Below are 21,489 nucleotides of genomic sequence, written 5' to 3' on the forward strand. Positions count from 1 at the left end.
GCATAAGACAATTTAAACCAAGTGAACAGGCAAAAAGCAATCATAATTGGCTGTGGAATTTCCGGTCCGGCAATGGCTTTGTTCCTGAAGAGGATAGGCATAGACGCCACTATTTATGAAGCACAAACCAGGCATAGAGATGATACCGGTGCTTTTTTAGGTAGTTCGCCAAACGGGTTGAATGTGCTTAAAGAGCTTATGGCTCTTGAGACGATTTTAACAGATTTCACCCCCGGAAAAATGACCTTCTTCAATGCACAAAATAAACAGATAGGTGAAATTGACAATGCCAACCAAACCGAATTGTATGGAGCCGAAACTGTTCAATTAAAAAGAGGCTTGCTCAATAAAGCGCTCCGTAACGTAGCTATTGAGGAGGGGATAAAGATAGAACTGGGTAAAAAGCTAACATCAATTACCCAAACCGAACATTCGGCAACGGCTATTTTCGACGATGGAACGACAGCAACGGCCGATTTTATCGTTGGTTGCGATGGTATTCATTCGGCAACCCGAAAAGCTATATTTCCCAATGCGCCCAACATAGCGTATACCGGCTTACTGTCAACGGGTGGTTTCACAAAACTGGATAACGTAACGGATTTGTATGGTTCGATCCGTATGACTTTCGGGGAGAAATCATTTTTCGCGTACGCTGTTTCCAACTTGGGCGAAATCTGGTGGTTCAATAACATTTCGCAGGACAAAGAACCAGAGAGAAATGAGTTGAACAAAATAGACATGGATCAGCTCAAAAATACGCTGTTAACGCTGCACAAAAACGATCCGAAACCCATTACAGACATCATAGAATCGGCCCACACAATCGAGCTTTACCCAATTTACGATATTCCTTTTTTAGCAAATTGGCATAACGGGCGTGTTTGTCTGATAGGTGATGCTGCTCATGCCACAGCCCCGCACATTGGTCAGGGTGCATCATTGGCCCTGGAAGACACCATCGTTTTAGCGCAATGCATCAGAGACCTCGCCACGGTGGAAACAGCCTTTGCGAAGTTTCAATCAGTGCGACAAGCCAGAGTGCAAAAAATAGTTCGGGAAGCTAGAAAAGTGGGCGATAACAAAACAGTTCCCAACAAATTTCAACAATTTTTCAGGGATCTACTTTTGCCATATTTTGTAAAGTACGAGGCCAAAAAAATGGATTGGGTATATTCTTATAAAGTTAACTGGGCTACGAAAATAGAGTAGGCTTCGCCGGTTCGTTTATGAAACATCACAAACGTTGGCCAGCGTTAACGGCCTACACCGCCACAGGCGCTTTGATGGCGGGGTGCGGATTGTAATTCTCAAGCGTAAAATCCGCGTATATAAAGTCAAAAACCGACGTTACCTCCGGATTTAAACGCATGGTTGGCAACGGCCGCGACTCGCGGGAAAGTTGCGTTTCAACCTGTTCTAGGTGATTCAGGTACAGGTGCGTATCACCACCCGTCCAGATAAATTCGTGAGCAATGTAGCCGCATTCCTGCGCAATCATCATCGTCAATAATGCATAGCTGGCAATGTTGAAGGGAACGCCCAGAAATACGTCGGCGCTACGTTGGTAAAGCTGGCAGGAGAGCTTGCCATCCGCCACGTAGAACTGCATTAACAAATGGCAGGGAGGCAGCGCCATAGAAGGAACATCGGCGGGATTCCAGGCCGAAATAATCATCCGACGCGAATCAGGGGAGTTTTTAAGTTGCTTCAATACGTCCTGCAACTGGTCGATAACCTGTCCATTGGGCGCGGCCCAACTGCGCCATTGTTTGCCATACACCGGACCCAGATCCCCGTTTTCATCTGCCCATTCGTCCCAAATTGACACACCGTTGTCTTTCAGGTATTTAATATTCGTGTCACCCTTCACGAACCAAAGCAGTTCATGAATAATGGACTTCGTATGTATTTTTTTGGTGGTCAGTAGCGGAAAGCCCTCCTGTAGATTAAAGCGCATCTGGTAGCCAAAAACGCTGATGGTGCCGGTGCCTGTACGGTCAGTTTTGCGCGTGCCATCTTTGAGAATATGGCGAAGCAGATCATGGTATTGTTGCATTAAACAAAAGTCGGAAGTCAAACGTAGTAAGCCAAACGTTAGTGAAAATATTAGCCAGTCATTAATGATAAAGGCGTGCCACGGTTGCAACCGTGGCACGCCTTTATCATTAATGACTGGCTTACTTAATTATTCAACTCAAACGAATACGTAATGTCAGCCGACGGGCGGAATTGAGCTGTTGCCGAGCAGTATTTATCCATAGAAAGGTCAATGGCGCGCTTCACTTTATCGGCGTTTAGCTGACCTTTAAGCAGATAGGTAATATGAATTTTTTTGAATGGCGCGGGTATGGCGTCCTTTTCGCGCAGGCCATCCACTTTCAGTCGAAAATCTTCGATCACCTGCTTTTGTTTTTGCAGAATCAGAATCACGTCGATAGCCGAGCAACCGGCCAATCCCATCAGCAACATTTCCATGGGTCGCGCGCCCGCGTTATGGCCGCCAATATCGACTGCGCCATCTATGTGTTGCGCGACGCCCGACTTTCCGAGGGCTTCAAAGTGGAACGCATCGTCTACACGTACTAGCTCGACCTGCATTGTATTAAATTCCTGAACTATGTCAACCGGTTGTGAATCAAGCATTGTCTTTTTTGCGTTTATCAGGTAAAGTGTTTATTTTCACCAGCTCAAAGTAAGTTAAATCATGTCCGAAAAATTCACCGACGACCTCTTCGACCTCAAAAACGACCGGCGGTTAAGCGTGTACTTATACCGGGCGGGTTTCGGCTGCTGGCTGCTTTACATCGTGTCGGGCGCACGATTCATGCAGTCGGTAAGTATGTATCGAACAGATTTTGGCGTATTCTCGTTCTTCCTGATGGTCATGGGTTTGTCAGCCTCCATGATTTATGACTACTATCATCACCCGACCGAGTTTGCCCAAAAAAGAAAGTGGCTGGCCTTTAGCTACCTAGCGTTGGCAGCGTTGATCTACTTCTTCATTTTACACAACGAACCGATTTCCCTGGATCATATTTTTGGACGGGGTTCATTCTGAGTCGAAGAATTTCCAAACCGCCTGTATTCACCAGATAAGCTCAGTTTTTCACCTTACCAATAGGCAACGTAATCTGCGTAAGATAAATCGTTAAATAGTTGGTGTTATCCGGGCTGTCGGGAAAGTGATTGACCGTACAAATTTGCCAATACGATGCCCCATTCGCGGGTTTTTTTTTACGATAACTTACCTCGATAAAATGGCCTTCGAAATAATACAATTCAAGTTTGAAAGCTGGTTGGGTGACTTCTGCCAAAAATGTGGCTGAGGTAAAGGTAAGGTTGATTAATTTGCTTCTGGTCAATTTATTCAGATTATATTCAGTCATGTTGAAAACGAATGGTGGTCGTTCTCCTTTGACGTACCCTCGAACAAAAAGCCACGAAAAAGCTAGAATTTTTTGAGGTTTTTTATCAACTTTTAATGAATAAGGTTCATGGAAAGGCTTGCCTTCTTCTATGCTAAATCGGACTTGAAATATAGACGGCTTATAATTACCTCCTACACATTTATAAATTTCTAATGTATTTCTGCCCACCTAAATACCTCATTTGCTTCGCGATTTGACGCGTCCGACGCTGTATGTAATTTGATGGATTACTTATCGAGAACAGGCGTGGGTTGGGCAATACGGCCGCCATGCGGGCCGATTCGTTTCGGGAAAGTGATTCGGCCGAGTGCCCGTAATAGCGTTGTGAAGCGGCTTCAACTCCAAAGGTCATCGGGCCGGTTTCTGCTACGTTCAGGTACACTTCCAGGATGCGTTTCTTACCCCACACTAATTCAATTAACGCCGTAAAATATACTTCGAGCCCCTTTCTAATGTAACTACGGCCATTCCACAGAAATACGTTCTTGGCTACCTGCTGCGAAATAGTACTGGCGCCACGGGGTAGTTTTCGGGTCTCGTTTTCCTTCATGGCATCCTTAATCTCGTCGAAGTCAAAGCCCCAGTGCGTTGGAAAATCCTGATCTTCGGAAGCTACTACAGCCAGAGCTACTTCTTTACTGATGGTATCATACGAGCGCCATTTTTTATACACATGACTGCTTTCGTTCGTACCAAACGTATCTACCCAGCGCGAAACGATTAAAGGAGTTACCCAAACCGGGACGTATTTGAGCACAATGACCGCACCAATGGAACTCAAAAATAGCCACAACACCACCTTGAGCGTAACCCTGTAGATCTGCTCCACCAGTGGCCGATCACGCATGTACTGACGCACCCACCCCCATCGGGATGACGCCTTCACCCGACTGCTCACGGTCTTTGGTAGCGCCTTGGAAGACCCAGGGGCCGCTTTAGGATGCGGCTGCGGGGGGGCATTTCGGAAGGTATTAGCTGGACGCTTGGTACTCATGCGGATACAATCTGTTCCGCGAAAATAATAGTAAAGTGGGTGGAAATCCGTATTACAGCCTATGATTAAATCTGATAAAATTGAAATACGGTTGTTTATCGTTTACTCAACAAACAGCGTAGCAGCAACCCGATCGGCGAAAAGTTTGCCCGCACCGGTCAGTTGCAGACGATCATTGCTACTGCGGATAAGCCAGCCCGACGCGTACATAGTTGCCAAATCACGCATTTGCTTTTTGGCGAAGTCCTCCCCCAGCAACGTGGTTAATTCAGTAAGTGAACACCCCCACTGGGTTCGCAAACCCGTCAACAGGTATTCATTTACCTGATCAACAACCGTTAATTCTTCCACTTCGGCGGGCAGTTTTCCCTGCTTGATCTCGGCGATGTAGCGAGCGTTATTAGCTACGTTATATTGCCGCGAAAAACCATTGTAGGAATGGGCACTGGGTCCCACGCCCAGATACGACCGACGTTGCCAATAGGCCGTATTATGGCGGGCATACTGGCCAGGCCGCGCAAAGTTCGAGATTTCGTAATGTTCGTAGCCCTTATCAGTCAGCGCTTTTGTCAATTCTTCGAACTGTTCGGCAGCCAGAGATTCATCCGCGGGCGGGAGTTTACCCTTCTTTTGCCACCGTCCGAAGGCTGTATCAGGTTCAATAGTCAGTGCATAGGCCGACAAGTGGGGTACGTCGAGTGCAAGTGCTTTTTGCAGGTCTGTTTGCCAAAGCGTTTTTTCCCGATTCGGAATACCATAAATCAGATCAACGCTCATGTTCTCGAAACCAGCCTCTCGTGCCTGCCAAACACAGCTTTCGGCTTCAGTAGCGGTATGAGCTCGATTCATCCAGCGGAGCGTAGCTTCGTCAAATGTTTGAATCCCAATACTAAGCCGGTTAACGTATCGACGTAGCAGGTGGAGTTTCTCCAGCGACAAGTCATCAGGATTCGCTTCAAGCGTGATTTCAGCTGTCGGCGAAACCGTAAAGTGGGTGTGTATCTTCGTAAAAATCTGCTCTAACTCACTTTCCGTCAGCAGGGAAGGCGTTCCCCCACCGAAATAAATCGTCTCCAGGGTTTTAGTGGGCAGGTAGTCATTTTGCAGGGCTATTTCCTGGCACAGTGCGTCGACCAACGACGATTTTTGGCTTAGGCTCGTGCTAAAATGGAAGTCGCAATAGTGACAGGCCTGTTTACAGAACGGTATGTGCAAATAGAGGTGCATCAGCGTAATGACAACAAAGCCGGGCGATGGGTTCCTTTACAAGGCCTCTGCAATAGGATAGCCCGTTCGTAATGTAGACTACTGGCGCAGCCGGCATCAAGCAGGCTGTTAAGACATCAGTCAGTCAATAATTTGACAAAAACGAGTGTAAATAGGGCAGTCAATGCCTTTCTCGTGATTTGGGAAGAACGTCGTAAAACCCGTAAGGAATTTCTAGGGTCGATGTGTCGAAAAGGCCTACGTTTACGGCAGAACAGGCCTTAATCATCTGGGCATTTCTTACAACGCTTGCCCTTTTTGTACTTCTTGCAGCACTTCTTCAACACGCACTCATGTCCCAGAAACGGATTGGACTGAATCAGTGATTTTAATTCAGCCGGTGAAGTAAGGCAATCAGAAGAAATTGATTCGGCAGTCATTCGTACTTGTCGTTTGCGAAGACAAAGATAAGTTATTTAGATTTATTACAAATTAAAATTTGTGAGAAAAATCGCATTCCCCTTTTTCGTTATCACCTACCGGTCATGGCCTTACCCCCAGGCATAGTGCTGGGTATAAGCAAGTTGATATATGTCAAAAGTCGGTGACTGGAATATCACAAATAAAAAAGTCGTCAGGATGTAGACCCAATGCATCCTGACGACTGACTAAAATAAGGTTCTTACTCGCTAATTTCTCCCGTCAGGTACAACTGTACCTGCCCCGAAATATCAACCCGGTTCGGACTAGCGTGGTCATTGAGTTTGCAACGCAGGTACCCACCCCGTTTAGAAAGCTGACGTGCGATAAGGTCGTTCTTACCGAGTTGTTCGGCCCAATATGGCACCAGGGTTGTATGAGCTGATCCCGTTACCGGATCTTCGTCAATGCCTACCTGCGGCCCAAAAAATCGGGACACAAAATCAACTCCGGAATCAGGACTGCCCGGCGCGGTCACAATGACACCCCGGGCCGGTACGGTACTCATTTCGCGAAAATCTGGGGCCAAGGCTTCGATCTGCGCCTGATTTTCATAAATCAACATGTAATCGGTTTTGCCTTTGTAGACGGCTAATGGTTTCTCGTGAACGCTGGCGAGCAGGGCGGGCGGTTGCAAGTTGGCTTTTTGCACCATATCGGCCGGGAAGTCGAGCGTCAGCCAGCCATCACTACTCCGGCAAACTTTCAGCAAACCACTGCGGGAATCGAAAAAAATCTGATCATTCGATTCATCATCTGCGAGTACGGCGCCTTCCTGATTCTTTTCCAGAAAAAAAACGACATATCCAGTAGCTAACGTAGCATGCCCGCATAAGTCTACTTCCAGGGCTGGCGTAAACCAACGAATGTGGTAGTGAGCTTCACCTGTTTTTACGTAAAAGGCCGTTTCTGCAAGGTTATTTTCAGCGGCTATTTTCTGCATCTGTTCGTCGGGGAGCCATTCTGTCAACGGAACAACAGCCGCCGGATTCCCGGCAAACAGCTTGTCGGTAAAGGCATCGAGTTGGTAAATACGCATGTGATTTTAGGGTGTGCACCTAAGCACGCTTATGAAGTTAGGAATAGTACTCTTGGGTCTGTAAGGCATCGAACGCATTAAGCGAGAATGCCGTCAACGAAGGCAATTTAATGGTGGCAATGGAAAATTTGGCGTCATCGTATTCAAAAGCTGCCGGAACGGCCACCACACGCATACCAGCGGCATAAGCCGATTGTAATCCACTACCCGAGTCTTCGAACGCCAGACAAGTAGCGGGCGGCACATTCAGTTTTCGAGCCGTGCCCAGATACACGTCTGGAGCGGGTTTATTGTGAGCCTCCAGTGTAGCCGAGTGCCAGAGCGTCAGAGCGTCCCGAATACCCAACCGGGTCACAACAACCTCAATTAAACTCATGGGTGAGGCCGAAGCAATGGCGGTCGGGATACCCCGACCAGCAAAAAAATCCAGGGTTTCCAGGGCACCCGGCATGGGCTCGGCCATCGTAGCAATACGTTCGTGGACACCATCGGTAATCGCGTCGGCAAGATCCTCATGCGTGCGGCCCGCTGCGGCCTGCGCCGTCCAGGGAGCCCGGGCAAACCAATAACGTACTACTTCCAGTATTGGCAATCCAGTCGTTTGCTTGCATTCATCGTCCGTCAAGTGAAGACCAACTGTGGCAAACACAACCCTTTCCATAGCTCGCCAGTGGGGTTCTGAGTCCACTAGCAGCCCATCCATATCAAATATTGCGGCCTGTATCAAAATTAAGCTATAAGTCTGTTAGTCAATTAAGTACTGAATTAGTCAGTCAACCCGTCAAGTAGGCTTTTAGCCATCAGCTGGTTGATTGACCTGTCTTTTTTTTACACGTTAGCCTGACGAAATGGTTTTATGTCAATCGTATCCCAGACGCCCTGCACAATGTACGGATCAGTATGTAGATACGTCGTTAACTCATCTTCGGTTTCCAGATTGAGGATGAGCATTGAGCCAATCATATTTCCGGCTGGGTCAAGAAGGGCGCCACCGAGCAAAAATTTACCGGCTGCTTTCAATTGCCCAACATAATCAATGTGAGCAGGACGAGCGGCCATGCGCCGGTCAAGCGCATTGGCATGATCGTAGGCGTGAATAACGTAGTGCATAGGTGATCCAGCTTGTTTTAAGTAGGCAAGATACCATCTTTCGGTAATTTGCACTAAAGCCGATCAACTTCATATCATTTTTTTTATTAGGGTAACACCGTTATAGTCAGGCCAACCTAAAAACGCCGATATAAACGAACCCTGAACTAATTTAAACAATACTATTTCCAAGAGCAAACACAGTATATTATAAATCAATTGATGGCATCTTGCCAATCAAAATATAAGCAGTTCGCCATTTTCTTACTAATTTCAACCCTTTCGATTCGTTGTTCACTCACCTCATCAATGAAACATCTGTTCTTCTGGCCGCTGGCTTTCCTTACAACATCCGTTCTTGCACAACCTACTCCAAGACCTACAACCACATCGCAGCTCACCGTCGAAACGATCATGCAGGACCCAAAGACCTGGGTCGGTACATCGCCATCCAATCCCTTCTGGTCTGATGATTCGCGCACGCTGTATTTTAGCTGGACTCCCCCCGCCAATACGGAGAAAGCTAAAAGCGATTCGCTTTATAAAGTAACGTTCACAATGTCGGCAAAAGGGAAAAAGCCGGTGGCTTCTCAACCCCTAAAAGTTAGCCCTGCCGAACGTCGCGCCTTGACAACGGGCCCCACAACGGCTTACAACCAAGCCTTTACGCAACGTCTGTTTGAACGCCAGGGCGATATTTTTCTGGTTGATGTACGTTCCGGTATGATTCGGCAACTCACCAACACCGTTGAGGTTGAAACGGATGCTGTTTTCTCCGGCGATCAGCAGCACGTAGTGTTCCGCAGGGCTGGCTCCAATCTGTTTAGCATCGACCTTAAAACGGGCTTATTGACGCAATTGACCGACTTTAAGCCGGGTACCAAAAAAGCAGATCCTAAACTAACTGATGAAGAGAAGTTCCTGAAACAGGATCAACTACGGCTTTCGGATGTGTTGGCGGAGCGGAAAGCGAAAAAAGACGCTGGGGAACGGATTACCAAAGCGGATCGGCCCAAACGTCCGAAAGAAATTTATATGGACGACAAACAGGTTGCCGGTCTTCAACAAAGTCCTGATGGGCGCTTTGTCACGTATCGGATGACTAAAAGTCCGACCAACGCCAAAATGGCTCAGGTTCCAAATTACATTACCGAATCGGGTTATACCGAGGAAATTCCAGCCCGCACTAAAGTTGGTGCTCCTCTGGCCAGTCAGGAGTTTTTCGTGTATGACGTTGCCAAAGATACCGTTCGTGCAGTGAGCGTGAAAGATATTCCTGGCATCAGCGATAAACCGGCCTACCTGAAAACCGCCAGCAGCAGTGCGAAATCGGATACCACAAAAAAAACGCGGCCTGTTACGATTAGTGGCCCTGTTTGGTCGCTCGACGGTAAATTAGCAGTCGTCACCATACGATCATTGGACAATAAAGACCGTTGGATCATGCGCCTTGAGCCGGAAACGCTGAAGCTCACGCTGCTCGACCGGCAGCATGACGACGCCTGGGTGGGCGGGCCAGGTATCAGTTTTGCGTCGGGCAATATGGGGTTTCTAGGCGACAGCCAAACACTCTGGTACCAGTCGGAGGCTGATGGCTATTCCCATCTCTATACGATTAACGTACTGACACCCGTCCTGAAAAAGCAGCTCACTTCCGGCAAATTTGAAGTGCAGCAGGTACAGCTGTCAAAAGACAGAACCCAGTTTTTCGTCCAGACGAATGAAGTTCATCCTGGTGAGCAGCACTTTTACCGGATGCCCGTAACCGGTGGAGAACGTATTCGCCTGACGACTATGGTAGGGGCAAACGACGTAACGCTCTCGCCCGATGAAACCCGGATGGCGATTCGCTATTCGTCGACAAACCACCCTTGGGAAATGTACGTAGCCGATGTTCCCCAATCCTCCCAAAGCGTTAGCAAAAAACAGTCAGCCGAGTCGGCTGACGGGCAAAATACACCTGTCAAACTAACCGATTCGCCTACTGAAAGCTTTAAACAATATCCCTGGCGTGAACCAACGCTGGTAACCATTCCGGCCCGGGATGGACAGCCGATTTATGCCCGTTTGTATAAGCCAACTAACCCAACTGGAAAGTCCGTTGTGTTCGTGCACGGCGCGGGGTATTTGCAGAATGCCCACAAGTGGTGGAGTTCGTATTTTCGGGAATATATGTTCCATAACCTACTGGTCGACAAAGGGTACACGGTGCTGGACATCGACTATCGGGGCAGCGCTGGCTACGGCCGCGACTGGCGCACGGGTATCTATCGGTATATGGGCGGTAAAGATTTAGAAGACCACGTTGACGCGGCCAAGTGGCTTGTACAGACACAAGGCGTGGATGCCAAACGCATCGGTCTCTATGGCGGATCGTATGGTGGTTTTATTACGTTGATGGCCATGTTTACCACGCCTGACATATTTAAAGCGGGGGCAGCACTACGTCCTGTTACGGACTGGGCGGCCTACAACCATGGATATACAGCTAACATCCTGAACGAACCGCAGTTGGATTCACTTTCCTACCGTCGTTCGTCGCCCATTAACTTTGCCGAAGGGTTAAAAGGCCATCTGCTCATTTGCCACGGCATGGTCGACGTAAACGTACATTTTCAGGACGCCGTTCGTCTGGCGCAGCGGCTCATTGAACTCAAAAAAGAAAACTGGGAACTGGCCCCCTACCCTGTCGAAGATCACGGCTTTGTGGAACCTACCAGTTGGATGGACGAGTACAAACGCATTCTGAAATTATTTGACGAGCGATTATGATTGATAGTATAAATGCCGGATTAAAAGCCGGTGTTTAGCACAAAAAAGCCGCTCTGCATATGCAGAGCGGCTTTTTTAGGTACATATTCTATAGCGATCAGTAGAAAAGGCCCCAATCATCCGGGGCATCGTTGTCCTTATCAAAGCCATTTACCCAGTCAACAAACAGCAGCCGAAACTGCTCTATTTCATCACGGAGTACGTTTAAATAGGCTGTCGTGGCCAATTTTTCAGCTTTACAATACGACGTTTGTGCCAATAATTCACGAGCATGCATTTTAATAATGACCGCATTTTCCATCCTCAGGGTATAAAGATCTCCCCCTTCGGCGCCAACGATCTTTGGGGCCAGCATCATGGCGTTAGCCAGCATTTGCTCGTGCATCATCAGCACGTCTTCTTCTTTATTGATGGTTTCGACAATAGCCTGCGTCAATTCCATTAACTCGTTGGCTTTGCGCAGGATGGGCAGGTTTTTGATCCGCCGATTTTCGGCTTCCATTTCAGCGCGGGCCTCTTCGGGATCATAGTCCTCGTCGAAACCGTCCCAGTCCATAAAGCTGTCGTCGTCGTCTTCGTCGTCAAAGTTCATCGCAAAATGAGTAGAGGGGTTGACCACCTTCTATTTGCCAAAGTAACACAAACGATTCCCAAAAACAAACCATTCTTGCCTAAAATCAGCATCTTAGCCTGAGAATTAAGCGCGCATGGACACTCGTTTATGTCTACCTGTTCGATCGCTTTCAAAATCACTTACCAACTAGTAAAGTTCGTTGTGAAACGAACGGCTGGCATTTAGGTAAAGCTGGTGGACGCTATTCTCAGCAACGTAGCATCTGGCTCCAACACAAAAATACTAACGACTCTCAATCCTGTTCCTCGCTATATCTGGTTAGCTAAAAGTCGGTATTTCTGCTTTAGCGACTCCCTAACATACAGCAGCTTTTTCGAGAAAACACGGCAATAAATCGAACAAAAACGGGGGCAACCTGTATATTTGTTGGGTTAGTACCTGATTTTCCCACTGTATAGAATGACGTATTGTTTAGGAATTAAGGTCGCGTCTGGCTTGGTTGCCATTGCCGACAGGCGACTTACCTCCGGCACTGAGGTATCATCAAATCGTAAAATTTCGGTTCATGAAGTCGAGAATCACTCGCTCTTTATCATGACCTCGGGCCTTCGTTCCGTCCGCGACAAGGCCATTACGTATTTCAAAGAAGTGATTTCCGAACGGGATCGATCATTCAATAAATTATACAAAGCAGTCAACGCGTTCGGGGAACAGGTGAAGCGTGTAGCGCAGGAAGATAAAGCGTCCATTATTGCCAGCGGGTTGAATTTTAACCTGAATGCCATCGTTGGGGGCCAGCTAGAAGACGATGAAGAACACAAATTATTTATGCTCTACCCCGAAGGCAACTGGGTGGAAGTTGATCAGGGATCGCCCTTTAAAATTATTGGCAATTCCGGCTATGGTAAACCACTGCTGTTTAGAAATTTGTCCTACGAAACCAGTTTACCCGATGCCCTTAAAATCGGCTTCCTGGCGTTCGATGCTACCCGCGTAAGCGCTAACGATGTTGATTACCCATTGGACGTAGTAATCTACCCGAAAGACAGTTTCCACATGACCGAATATCGCCTTGAAAAAGAAGATATGGATGAAGTGTCGCACCAGTGGAGCGCCTTACTAAGCAATTCGGTCCGAAAACTGCCTTCTTACTGGATGGACCCAATCTTTGAAAAAGTTCGCGCCGTTAAAAATGTATGATGTATGATATAGGATGTATGATATAAGGGCCAAGCTATATCATACATCCTATATCATACCTCTTATATCTTATATTCCTTCCCCATGCACCTGCACGTTCGGCACTTATCGGAATACACGTACGATAGTCCTGTCGCACTGGGTCCGCAAACACTCTATCTCTATCCAAGAGCTTACCCCTATCAGCGATTGCTGAACTATGAGTTGGTTATTGATCCGAAGCCAGCCAGGATCGTACGGAATATTGATGTCGAAGGTAATGTGCAGCAGTTAGTGTATTTTAACCGTCCGACCCGCTACCTGAATGTAACGGTTGAGATGCATCTACAATCCGACGAGTTCAACTCGTTGGATTTTGTCCTGTTTCCCTTCGACACAAAGCGCGTCCCATTCCGCTACCCCAAAGCGGTCGAAGAGCTCCTCCAGCCTTACTTACAGCGCGTTGGCGTATCGGAACGCGTTGAAAGCTGGGCTCAGCAACTGGCCGCAGAAGCCAATGGGCAAACAACCGCCTTTCTGCTAAAACTGAACAAGACCATCCGGGCGTTCACCTACGAGATTCGGGAATTAGGCGCTCCCTTTCCACCCGAGCAAACGCTGACGTTGCGCAAGGGTTCCTGTCGGGATTATACAACGCTGTTTATGGCAGCCTGCCGGAGTCTGGGTATTGCCGCCCGCTTTGTAAGCGGCTATTTGTTCGGAAATCCACAGCAGGAGCATCAATTGCACGCCTGGGTAGAAGTTTATTTGCCAGGTGCGGGCTGGCGTGGTTTTGATCCCACAGAAGGATCTGTGGTCGTGAATCGTCATATTTTTCTGACATCGACTGCCAAGCCCGAACTGGCGGCCCCCATCAGCGGTACATTCATCGGTCGGGCAAATTCAGTGCTTCGATCAGAATTGCTATTTATATGAGGCAAACCTACCTGCAAGTAGGTGGCTTAGCAAATAAAACTATACCATATATCAGTTAACTACTTCCATTCATCAATAACGTACCAATAACTCATTCAATGGCCTACTTACTAATTTGGCTGGCTGACTTACCAACTTACACACTATCTTTGCATACCTTATTAGAATACTTACCTGACCCATTACAGTGGCATTAATTAAGTCTATTTCCGGTATTAGAGGAACAATTGGCGGACGCAGTGGAAACGGGCTGACGCCTTTAGACGTAGTGAAATTTACAGCTGCCTTTGGCCAGTGGCTTCGGCAACGTAACCCCGATCTAATGTCGGTGGTTATTGGCCGCGATGGTCGGATATCAGGCGACATGGTGGCCAAACTGGTAGCTGCTACGTTACAGGGGCTTGGTCTACATGTTATTGATCTGCGTCTTTCCACAACCCCAACCGTTGAATTGGCCGTTCCGGGGGAAGGGGCTGCCGGCGGAATAATCATCACCGCCAGCCATAATCCGATTCAATGGAATGCCCTCAAACTTCTTAACGAAAAAGGCGAGTTCATATCCGAACAGGACGGCGTCGAAGTACTGGAAATTGCCGAGGCTGAAACCTTCGATTTTGCCGAAGTGCGTAAGTTAGGCCAGTATCGCGCCGACACCAGCTGGCTCCAGAAACACATCGACCAGATTCTGGCACTGCCTCTGGTCGACCGGGAGGCCATTGCCAAGCGGAATTTTCGTGTGGTTGTCGATGCAGTCAATTCAACTGGTGGGTTAGCCGTGCCGATGCTACTGGAAGCCTTGGGCGTCGAACAAATCACAAAATTACACTGCGAACCAACGGGCCATTTTGCTCACAACCCCGAACCGCTTCCCGAAAATCTACGCGATATCATCAAAGAGATGACCAAAGGCAATGCCGACCTCGGTATTGTTGTCGATCCCGATGTAGATCGGCTGGCGCTAATTTGTGAAGATGGTTCTCCTTTTGGTGAAGAATATACACTCGTGGCCGTGGCCGACTACGTCCTTAAAAACAGAGCGGCTGATGGTCATCCGGCAGGCAACACGGTTTCGAACATGTCGAGTACGGCAGCACTGCGTGATATAACCCGAAAATACAATGGGCAGCATTTTGCATCGGCGGTTGGCGAGGTCAACGTAGTGAATATGATGAAAGAAACCGGGGCTGTTATCGGGGGCGAAGGCAATGGTGGTATCATTTACCCCGATCTGCATTTTGGCCGCGACGCGCTGGTTGGCATTGCTCTGTTTCTAAGCCATTTGGCCAGACTCGGCAAGTCGGCGTCCATGATGCGCCGGACCTATCCGAACTACTACATTTCTAAAAATAAGATTGAATTAACGCCAGATATCAATGTAGATGCTGTGCTGGCTCGTATTCAGGCCAAATACGCCCGTAACCCAATTAATACTATTGACGGCGTTAAGATAGAGTTCGATAAAGAATGGGTTCATCTGCGTAAGTCAAACACCGAGCCCATCATTCGTATTTATTCTGAATCCGATACACTCGCTACCGCAGATCATCTGGCTGGAAAAATCATTAGCGATATTCGGGAGATGATCACCGAGAAGCGATAGACTTCTTTTCCCCTGCGTGTTTTCATAAAAAAGCCAGGCTCTCGTGTGTAGAGCCTGGCTTTTTTATGACGTTTTTTATCGATTCGACGAAGTCGTATTCAGATCATCGTCTTCATTCCGCCATCCGGTCGTTACGGCGGGCTCTGCTGTAGTGCCTGTTGTACCCAGATTCTCTACGTCAACGTCCGTGCTGCGAACCGTATCCCGAATCGTTTCAACACGCTCGTTAACTTCCTTACCAACTGAGATTTCTTCCACGACTCGAGCCGTTTTCGAAACCACCGGCACTTCAGCATGCTCAGTCAGCTCAATTTGTCCTTCCTGGAAAGCATTTAGCTCAGCATCTGTAGCTACCCTATTAACGGGCGTACGCTGAACAGTAACACGCTCCTCCCGCAGCCGTAAGCTTTCTTCGACAGGACGCTCAATGATGCGGCTACGTACCCGAACGCCACCCGTTTCAACTTCGCGCTTACCAACTTCCAGATTTTCCTCGATCACCTTGATTGTCTGATCTGTATCAGTTGTCAGGTCTCGATTCGTTGTACCAACATACGCATCACCACTTCCAGTTATGGTATCGGGCCGGGCCGTAGTGCTTCCGTAACCATATTGCACTGCCCGTTCGTCTACGTCAACGGCTCCATTGTCATCAAGAATATCAGCAGCTTGTTTTGCTTCGTCCTCAGACTGGGCATGAACAGTCACAATGGTGCTTCGACGACCTACTTCAGTGTGTTTTTTATACTCATCGTCGTCATCATCACCACCAAACAGTGATTTAAAAAAACCACCAATGCTGTCACCCGTGTCTTTAACATCATCAACGACTTCTTCAGTTTTTGTACCCGATGTATTGACATGCCGGTCAGGGATACCTAACGTACTGTCGGTTGAGTGGGTATCACTTGAGTAGGTATCGCTTACATTATTGGTTGACAGATCAATATTAGTACGTGAGAAACCTTCATTAACTAACTCATCCACTGCGTTTTGAGCTTCGGTTGGGCTATCGAAAAAGCCCACTACGGTTTGTTGTGCCATGATAATTACTGATTTGACCGTTGAGAATTTAGTTTAACTGATTTATAACGAAGGCCTTTTCAGGCCGGACGTTCTTGGTTAGGGTTAGTCCGCTCTACCGTTATTTCTTCTTTCCGAAGTATAACTTCCTGCGTTTCCTGGTCGGTGAGTTGTCGTTTGGTAACGTGTACTTCCTCGACCAATAAGAGTCGTTTCTCCGTCACTAACACCTCGCGCAATACAGGGATAATCATCGTTTCTCCTTCGTAGCGAACGCCAGGTGCTTCATCGACGTACTGATAGACAGCCACATGCTCAACGATAACTTCTTCACGGGAAACCGGTACGTCAACTGTTTGCGACTCCTCAATGACGTGCTTAGTGATGCGAACGGCTCCTGTTTCAATTACCCGCTTGCCAATTTGTATTTGTTCCTCAATAACCGGGATGATAACCGGTTCCGCCCTCATCGAGTCTGCAAGCCGTTGCTCTGGCTCATCAGCTTGAAAATCCTGCTTAAACTCGTTGTTCATTATCTCTGAATGATTGCGGAAAACTCAAGTCTTTTACCTGATGTATAGCATAAAGACTTTTTATCTCTATTTGTTCTATATTTTATATATTTTTATCGATTGCACCAAATATGGTGACTTGCTAATCCGCTCTTTACTACTGTGAACCTTTGTTTATGCCTACTTAAATTCTCAGTACTGCTTAGCCTCTCTTTCTAAACATAAACAGTCCAGTATAGTAAGAAATTGATAGGCAATGGCGCTCGCCATAACACCTGATAGTATAGTAGACACCTTACATGAATGGCTATTCATAGCCCCTACTTTGTGGAATAAAATACTCAGCAGGTCATCAATCCAATACGTACATAAAATTTACTATAAACTTAAACCATTCAAAACCAATCGCTTGCAAGGCGGTATAAGCTTCTGGCACGCTTTTTAAAGACTAGTAAGTATCAAACGAATTCAAAATAATTAAGGATATGAGCTTTCTTAGAGGAGTACTAGCAGGTCTTGCCATCGGTTATCTGACAGCGCCACGTAGCGGTAAAGAAACCCGCGACAAACTAACCAAACAAGCCAATGATTTGCAGAATCAGTGGGAAGAGGGGGTCGCTCAGGTAAAATCGCAGATCGATAGTTTAACTGGTAAAGCCGAAGCAAAAGTTGACCAGTATGCCGATAAAGCAGAAAACTACGCTAATAAAGCGGAGAATAAGTTCGATCAATACAAAAACGAAGCTCAGTCGGCTTATAATAAAGATCACGCCAAAAGAGCCTACAACAACAAAGTAGACGATGCGGCTGATTCAACAAAGTCGGGCATTGACAACGTACAGGAAGCCCTGAAACTAAACTAGTTACAGTAGACTTCAATAAGTAAAAATGGGAGGGACTCACCAACTTGGTGAGTCCCTCCCATTTTAATTAACTAATTTTTTCGGTCGATTATTCGTTTAGGTTATTCCCACTCAATCGTAGCGGGTGGTTTTGACGAGATATCGTAAACAACCCGGTTAACGCCTTTAACCCGATTGATGATTTCGTTCGATATATCGGCCAAAAATTCGTAAGGCAAATGCGCCCAATCGGCAGTCATACCGTCAACGCTCGTTACGGCACGTAGCGCGACTACTCGCTCATAGGTTCGTTCGTCACCCATAACGCCAACAGACTGCACTGGTAACAACATAGCACCCGCCTGCCAAACTTTATCATACAATCCTTCGCGCTTCAGCCCCTCAATGAACAGCGCATCGACCTGTTGCAGAATAGCGACCTTTTCGGCCGTGACATCGCCCAGAATACGTATCGCCAGACCTGGGCCGGGAAACGGGTGCCGCCCCAGAATCGCTTCGGGTAACCCCAATGTCCGACCAACAAGTCGCACTTCATCTTTGAACAACGTATTGAGGGGCTCCACAACTTTCAACTTCATGAAGTCGGGCAAACCACCAACATTATGGTGCGATTTGATCGTAGCCGAAGGCCCTTTCACCGAAACCGATTCAATAACGTCGGGATAGATAGTTCCCTGCCCTAACCACGAAACGCCTTCAATCAAATGCGCTTCATGATCGAATACGTCGATAAAGGTTTTGCCAATGGCTTTACGCTTAGCTTCGGGATCGGTCAGGCCAGCGAGTGCTGCGTAAAATTGATCTTTGGTATCAACGCCCTTTACGTTCAGACCCAGCGTTTTGTAGGACTCCAGTACACCCGAGAATTCGTCTTTCCGAAGTACGCCGTTATCGACGAAAATGCAGTAGAGGTTCTTGCCGATGGCCTGGTGAATAAGCATGGCGGCAACCGACGAATCGACACCACCCGATAGACCCAGTACAACTTTATCATTACCAATTTTTGTCTTCAATTGCGCCACTGTCGTTTCCACGAACGATTCAGCGGTCCAGTCCTGCGCGCAACCGCATATGTCAACCACAAAGTTATGCAGCAACATTTTACCCTGGAGCGAGTGTGTTACTTCGGGGTGAAACTGAATTCCGTAGGTAGGCTCGCCTTCTACGTAGAAAGCCGCTACCTGAACGGTGTCGGTCGAGGCAATGATCTTGAAATTGTCGGGCACACTCGTGATCGTATCAGCGTGCGACATCCAGACCTGCGAGTGCTGGTCGATGCCCTTCATCAGCGGATTTTCGGCAGTAACCGTACCGAGTTTGGCCCGGCCATACTCGCGAATCGACGAGGCTTTTACCTCCCCCCCACTGGAGTGGGCCAGCAGTTGTGCCCCGTAGCAAACCCCCAGAATAGGAAGCTTATGCCGGAAAGCGGCCAGATGCACCTCGGGCGCATCGGCGTCGCGGACGGACGAGGGACTGCCTGAGAGAATGATGCCCTTCACATCGGGCGTAATAACAGGGAGATGATTATACGGATGGATTTCGCAATAAACGTTCAGTTCGCGCACCCGGCGGGCAATGAGTTGGGTATATTGCGAACCAAAATCCACAATCAGAATTTGTTCGGTGGCCATGAATAGGTCTCTAAAATGCAAAGTTAGGGCATTTTTTGAATTTGCTGGTCCAAACAAGCTCCGCCTGTTTGCATTTGTCAACCGGCCGGAGCCTACCAGACCCCATTAATGCGTCACCAAAACACGCCCTTGTGCTAGTCCATCACGATGTTGTAGCGTGAGCAGATACGTACCAGCAGGCAACGTAGCGACCGAAAAGGATACATAGGAACCACTCATTCGCTGGCTTTGGCGAAGTACAACTGCCCCTGTCTCAGTATATACTGTCAGCGCAACCGCACCTGTGATCCAGTTGGGAGGCAAACGTACCTGAACCTCATTGCTTGTCGGGTTTGGATACACGACGGCAGGCAGATACCGCTCCCTGGGGGTCCCAAGGATCAACTGCATGGAGGCCGTAACAACCGGAGAATAGTCAGCTTCGGCCCGTTGATTCAGCGAACGAATACGGTATTGATAGACCTTGCCTACTTGCAGTGAGTCGGTATTACTCGCCGTTCGACGGTCATTGTAAGTCGTGACCGAACCCGGAATAAGAGCAATCTGCCTGAACGAACCTGTCGAATCAGCCCGTTCAACGGTCCATTGGCTTACATCGGCCGAGGTTGTTGTCCACCGCAATTCAATAGCACTCGTGTCTATAGGAATGGCCCGTAAATCGGTGGCGACTGGCAAGGGGGGCGCAATAGGAACCTGATAGAACGTAAGTGCCCGCATACCACGGCGGTTTCGAATCACTGGGCCAACGTAGTAGCCAATTTCAGCATCCGTATAAGACGATGGCAGGTACGTCAGGCTGCTGGCCGAAAGAGACTTTTTAAGTTTCAGAATTAATCGATTACCCTGATCGATAACCGATTTGATAAACCCGGTTTCGCCATTGGGGTAATCGGTATACACATAATCGGACAGACTCTGAAGGTACTGTACTTTATTGGCCGGATTGGTCAGGATCGTATCAGCGGGCCAGTGCATCACCTGCCCTGGTTCAAATTCAAGGGTAATTTCGTCCTGCTTCGGCGTGCTAAAAAACAACCGTTGTATGTTAGGCGACTGGATGTTGCTGGTGTCCGTTGACCCATAAAAATCACGGGCCACAAGTCGATATAATTCCAGGCCAAACTGAAGATAACCGCTGTCATTATAGTGTATGCCCTGATAACCCGGCAAACCAACCGTGGCTATGGGCTCATTATCAGTAAAGTTTTGTTTCGATAGCCGCTGATAATCGCGTAGTGCCCCCGCCCGGATAAAATTATCGACCAGCAGATTAAGCTGCGCATGGTATACCTTTTTTACTCCCGGATAATCCTGTTTCCAAAAGCCATAAAGCTCGGGAAAGAGTTTTATATACAGATCGGGCGTGGTGACCGCATCGGATTCACCCTGCCGCCAGATCATGGCTTTCACCTGCCTGGCAACACCCGCTTTTTGGGCCCGGTAAAGCAATCGACCATAGATCGTTCCCAGATTCGTGGGCTGATTACCATCGCGATTAGCATGTCGATCAATACCCGTTGAGCCAACGGCTCCGTTCAGTATCGCCGTAGGAATTCCATTTTGTTCATTGATCTGGCGTTGCAGTTCAACCGCCCACAGGCAATTGAAACCCTCCGTCGTGTTGGTCAGGCACCAAGCCGTATCGGCGGGATTGTAGGAGACATCGCCTTTGTTTACGCCAAACGTACGGCAGAATTCACTGCGATAGAGTTTCCCATCGAGGCCACCGAGCGCGTTTGACTGCCCCATGATGAGGTATACATCGCCACAAACGATACTATCACGAAATGCCACCAGCACTGAATCTGCGAGCTTGAACCGATGGGCAAATAGCTGAAAACTATACTCACTACGTTCCGCCTTGATGCTGGGTTTGAAGCCAAACCGGCCGCTTATCGAATCAACGGCCTGGCGAACATATTGCACGCGCTGCTGATTTCGCAGGACGACTAACGACACCGTTTTTACGTCGTTAACGGGTACGCGTCCGGAAATAGCCACTGCACATTGATTCGTTTGATCGCGCGGGTAGAGCTGTAGGTGTGCAGGCCACTGATCGAGCGTAACGGCTACCTGTCCCCAACCAGTAACGGGTCCGAACAGGCTCAAAAACAGCGTGATCAGGAACAGAACTATACCGGTACGCATACGTATTCT

20 protein-coding genes are annotated in these 21,489 nt (G+C 48.0%); 7 read left to right on the forward strand and 13 right to left on the reverse strand.

Annotation, left to right across the window (positions count from 1 at the left end):
* Positions 1 to 21: 21 nt before the first annotated feature.
* On the forward strand, positions 22 to 1,212 hold the full coding sequence (locus tag ACYVEA_RS03440; protein ID WP_461111917.1) for an FAD-dependent oxidoreductase: 1,191 nt from the start codon (positions 22 to 24) through the stop codon (positions 1,210 to 1,212).
* Between the two features lie 52 nt (positions 1,213 to 1,264).
* Here the strand turns inward: ACYVEA_RS03440 and ACYVEA_RS03445 are convergent, their stop codons facing one another.
* Both ACYVEA_RS03445 and ACYVEA_RS03450 read right to left on the reverse strand, forming a co-directional pair.
* Positions 1,265 to 2,059: a thymidylate synthase gene (locus tag ACYVEA_RS03445; RefSeq protein ID WP_461111918.1), complete on the reverse strand. Its 795-nt coding sequence runs from the start codon at positions 2,057 to 2,059 to the stop codon at positions 1,265 to 1,267.
* 125 nt (positions 2,060 to 2,184) lie between these two features.
* Positions 2,185 to 2,646: an OsmC family protein gene (locus tag ACYVEA_RS03450; RefSeq protein WP_461111920.1), complete on the reverse strand. Its 462-nt coding sequence runs from the start codon at positions 2,644 to 2,646 to the stop codon at positions 2,185 to 2,187.
* Between the two features lie 61 nt (positions 2,647 to 2,707).
* On the opposite strand from ACYVEA_RS03450, the gene ACYVEA_RS03455 reads away from it, so the two are divergent.
* Positions 2,708 to 3,061, forward strand: coding sequence for a hypothetical protein (locus ACYVEA_RS03455; protein WP_461111921.1), 354 nt, complete (start codon positions 2,708 to 2,710; stop codon positions 3,059 to 3,061).
* Between the two features lie 40 nt (positions 3,062 to 3,101).
* On the opposite strand, the gene ACYVEA_RS03460 is transcribed toward ACYVEA_RS03455, so the two are convergent.
* From ACYVEA_RS03460 to ACYVEA_RS03485, 6 genes are all read right to left on the reverse strand, one after another.
* A complete protein-coding gene (locus ACYVEA_RS03460; protein WP_461111922.1) occupies positions 3,102 to 3,389 on the reverse strand; it encodes a hypothetical protein in 288 nt (95 codons plus the stop codon).
* A gap of 181 nt (positions 3,390 to 3,570) precedes the next feature.
* On the reverse strand, positions 3,571 to 4,425 hold the full coding sequence (mtgA, locus tag ACYVEA_RS03465; RefSeq protein WP_461111924.1) for a monofunctional biosynthetic peptidoglycan transglycosylase: 855 nt from the start codon (positions 4,423 to 4,425) through the stop codon (positions 3,571 to 3,573).
* A gap of 102 nt (positions 4,426 to 4,527) precedes the next feature.
* On the reverse strand, positions 4,528 to 5,652 hold the full coding sequence (hemW, locus tag ACYVEA_RS03470) for a radical SAM family heme chaperone HemW (protein WP_461111925.1): 1,125 nt from the start codon (positions 5,650 to 5,652) through the stop codon (positions 4,528 to 4,530).
* A gap of 661 nt (positions 5,653 to 6,313) precedes the next feature.
* Positions 6,314 to 7,150, reverse strand: a complete 837-nt coding sequence (locus ACYVEA_RS03475; RefSeq protein ID WP_461111927.1) for a PhzF family phenazine biosynthesis protein — start codon at positions 7,148 to 7,150, stop codon at positions 6,314 to 6,316.
* Positions 7,151 to 7,187: 37 nt separating this feature from the next.
* Complete coding sequence (hxpB, locus tag ACYVEA_RS03480; RefSeq protein ID WP_461111929.1) at positions 7,188 to 7,877, reverse strand: hexitol phosphatase HxpB; 690 nt, start codon at positions 7,875 to 7,877, stop codon at positions 7,188 to 7,190.
* Positions 7,878 to 7,978: 101 nt separating this feature from the next.
* Entirely contained in the window at positions 7,979 to 8,260 is a 282-nt protein-coding gene (locus tag ACYVEA_RS03485) for a YciI family protein (protein ID WP_461111930.1), read from the reverse strand.
* A 288-nt stretch (positions 8,261 to 8,548) separates the two neighbouring features.
* Between ACYVEA_RS03485 and ACYVEA_RS03490 the strand changes: the two genes are divergently transcribed.
* Positions 8,549 to 11,011, forward strand: coding sequence for an alpha/beta fold hydrolase (locus tag ACYVEA_RS03490; RefSeq protein ID WP_461111932.1), 2,463 nt, complete (start codon positions 8,549 to 8,551; stop codon positions 11,009 to 11,011).
* A gap of 97 nt (positions 11,012 to 11,108) precedes the next feature.
* Here ACYVEA_RS03490 and ACYVEA_RS03495 read toward each other — a convergent pair whose 3' ends face one another.
* Positions 11,109 to 11,603: a hypothetical protein gene (locus tag ACYVEA_RS03495; protein WP_461111933.1), complete on the reverse strand. Its 495-nt coding sequence runs from the start codon at positions 11,601 to 11,603 to the stop codon at positions 11,109 to 11,111.
* Between the two features lie 441 nt (positions 11,604 to 12,044).
* Here ACYVEA_RS03495 and ACYVEA_RS03500 point away from each other — a divergent pair, with 441 nt between their 5' ends.
* The 3 genes from ACYVEA_RS03500 to glmM all read left to right on the forward strand — a co-directional run bounded on the left by ACYVEA_RS03500 (position 12,045) and on the right by glmM (position 15,300).
* On the forward strand, positions 12,045 to 12,785 hold the full coding sequence (locus tag ACYVEA_RS03500) for a peptidase (protein ID WP_093832592.1): 741 nt from the start codon (positions 12,045 to 12,047) through the stop codon (positions 12,783 to 12,785).
* A gap of 84 nt (positions 12,786 to 12,869) precedes the next feature.
* The gene (locus ACYVEA_RS03505) at positions 12,870 to 13,700 is read left to right on the forward strand and encodes a transglutaminase family protein (protein ID WP_461111934.1); all 831 of its coding nucleotides are present in this window, start codon (positions 12,870 to 12,872) and stop codon (positions 13,698 to 13,700) included.
* Positions 13,701 to 13,887: 187 nt separating this feature from the next.
* Entirely contained in the window at positions 13,888 to 15,300 is a 1,413-nt protein-coding gene (glmM, locus tag ACYVEA_RS03510; RefSeq protein ID WP_461111935.1) for a phosphoglucosamine mutase, read from the forward strand.
* A 75-nt stretch (positions 15,301 to 15,375) separates the two neighbouring features.
* On the opposite strand, the gene ACYVEA_RS03515 is transcribed toward glmM, so the two are convergent.
* Complete coding sequence (locus ACYVEA_RS03515; protein WP_461111937.1) at positions 15,376 to 16,344, reverse strand: YsnF/AvaK domain-containing protein; 969 nt, start codon at positions 16,342 to 16,344, stop codon at positions 15,376 to 15,378.
* Between the two features lie 59 nt (positions 16,345 to 16,403).
* Positions 16,404 to 16,856, reverse strand: a complete 453-nt coding sequence (locus ACYVEA_RS03520; protein ID WP_461111938.1) for a YsnF/AvaK domain-containing protein — start codon at positions 16,854 to 16,856, stop codon at positions 16,404 to 16,406.
* Positions 16,857 to 17,320: 464 nt separating this feature from the next.
* On the opposite strand from ACYVEA_RS03520, the gene ACYVEA_RS03525 reads away from it, so the two are divergent.
* A complete protein-coding gene (locus ACYVEA_RS03525; protein ID WP_461111940.1) occupies positions 17,321 to 17,698 on the forward strand; it encodes a YtxH domain-containing protein in 378 nt (125 codons plus the stop codon).
* 101 nt (positions 17,699 to 17,799) lie between these two features.
* On the opposite strand, the gene guaA is transcribed toward ACYVEA_RS03525, so the two are convergent.
* Together guaA and ACYVEA_RS03535 are read right to left on the reverse strand one after the other, a co-directional pair.
* Positions 17,800 to 19,332: a glutamine-hydrolyzing GMP synthase gene (guaA, locus tag ACYVEA_RS03530; RefSeq protein ID WP_461111941.1), complete on the reverse strand. Its 1,533-nt coding sequence runs from the start codon at positions 19,330 to 19,332 to the stop codon at positions 17,800 to 17,802.
* A 105-nt stretch (positions 19,333 to 19,437) separates the two neighbouring features.
* On the reverse strand, positions 19,438 to 21,480 hold the full coding sequence (locus ACYVEA_RS03535) for a sialate O-acetylesterase (protein WP_461111942.1): 2,043 nt from the start codon (positions 21,478 to 21,480) through the stop codon (positions 19,438 to 19,440).
* Positions 21,481 to 21,489: the final 9 nt, after the last annotated feature.

Source organism: Spirosoma jeollabukense, assembly GCF_054777855.1.

Coding starts and splice junctions, on each gene's coding strand:
- ACYVEA_RS03445 (WP_461111918.1), bottom strand. CDS start 2,059: ATGCAACAATACCATGATCTGCTTCGCCATATTCTCAAAGATGGCACG.
- ACYVEA_RS03450 (WP_461111920.1), bottom strand. CDS start 2,646: ATGCTTGATTCACAACCGGTTGACATAGTTCAGGAATTTAATACAATG.
- ACYVEA_RS03455 (WP_461111921.1), top strand. CDS start 2,708: ATGTCCGAAAAATTCACCGACGACCTCTTCGACCTCAAAAACGACCGG.
- ACYVEA_RS03460 (WP_461111922.1), bottom strand. CDS start 3,389: ATGACTGAATATAATCTGAATAAATTGACCAGAAGCAAATTAATCAAC.
- mtgA (WP_461111924.1), bottom strand. CDS start 4,425: ATGAGTACCAAGCGTCCAGCTAATACCTTCCGAAATGCCCCCCCGCAG.
- hemW (WP_461111925.1), bottom strand. CDS start 5,652: ATGCACCTCTATTTGCACATACCGTTCTGTAAACAGGCCTGTCACTAT.
- ACYVEA_RS03475 (WP_461111927.1), bottom strand. CDS start 7,150: ATGCGTATTTACCAACTCGATGCCTTTACCGACAAGCTGTTTGCCGGG.
- ACYVEA_RS03485 (WP_461111930.1), bottom strand. CDS start 8,260: ATGCACTACGTTATTCACGCCTACGATCATGCCAATGCGCTTGACCGG.
- ACYVEA_RS03490 (WP_461111932.1), top strand. CDS start 8,549: ATGAAACATCTGTTCTTCTGGCCGCTGGCTTTCCTTACAACATCCGTT.
- ACYVEA_RS03495 (WP_461111933.1), bottom strand. CDS start 11,603: ATGAACTTTGACGACGAAGACGACGACGACAGCTTTATGGACTGGGAC.
- ACYVEA_RS03500 (WP_093832592.1), top strand. CDS start 12,045: ATGACGTATTGTTTAGGAATTAAGGTCGCGTCTGGCTTGGTTGCCATT.
- ACYVEA_RS03505 (WP_461111934.1), top strand. CDS start 12,870: ATGCACCTGCACGTTCGGCACTTATCGGAATACACGTACGATAGTCCT.
- ACYVEA_RS03515 (WP_461111937.1), bottom strand. CDS start 16,344: ATGGCACAACAAACCGTAGTGGGCTTTTTCGATAGCCCAACCGAAGCT.
- ACYVEA_RS03520 (WP_461111938.1), bottom strand. CDS start 16,856: ATGAACAACGAGTTTAAGCAGGATTTTCAAGCTGATGAGCCAGAGCAA.
- ACYVEA_RS03525 (WP_461111940.1), top strand. CDS start 17,321: ATGAGCTTTCTTAGAGGAGTACTAGCAGGTCTTGCCATCGGTTATCTG.
- guaA (WP_461111941.1), bottom strand. CDS start 19,332: ATGGCCACCGAACAAATTCTGATTGTGGATTTTGGTTCGCAATATACC.
- ACYVEA_RS03535 (WP_461111942.1), bottom strand. CDS start 21,480: ATGCGTACCGGTATAGTTCTGTTCCTGATCACGCTGTTTTTGAGCCTG.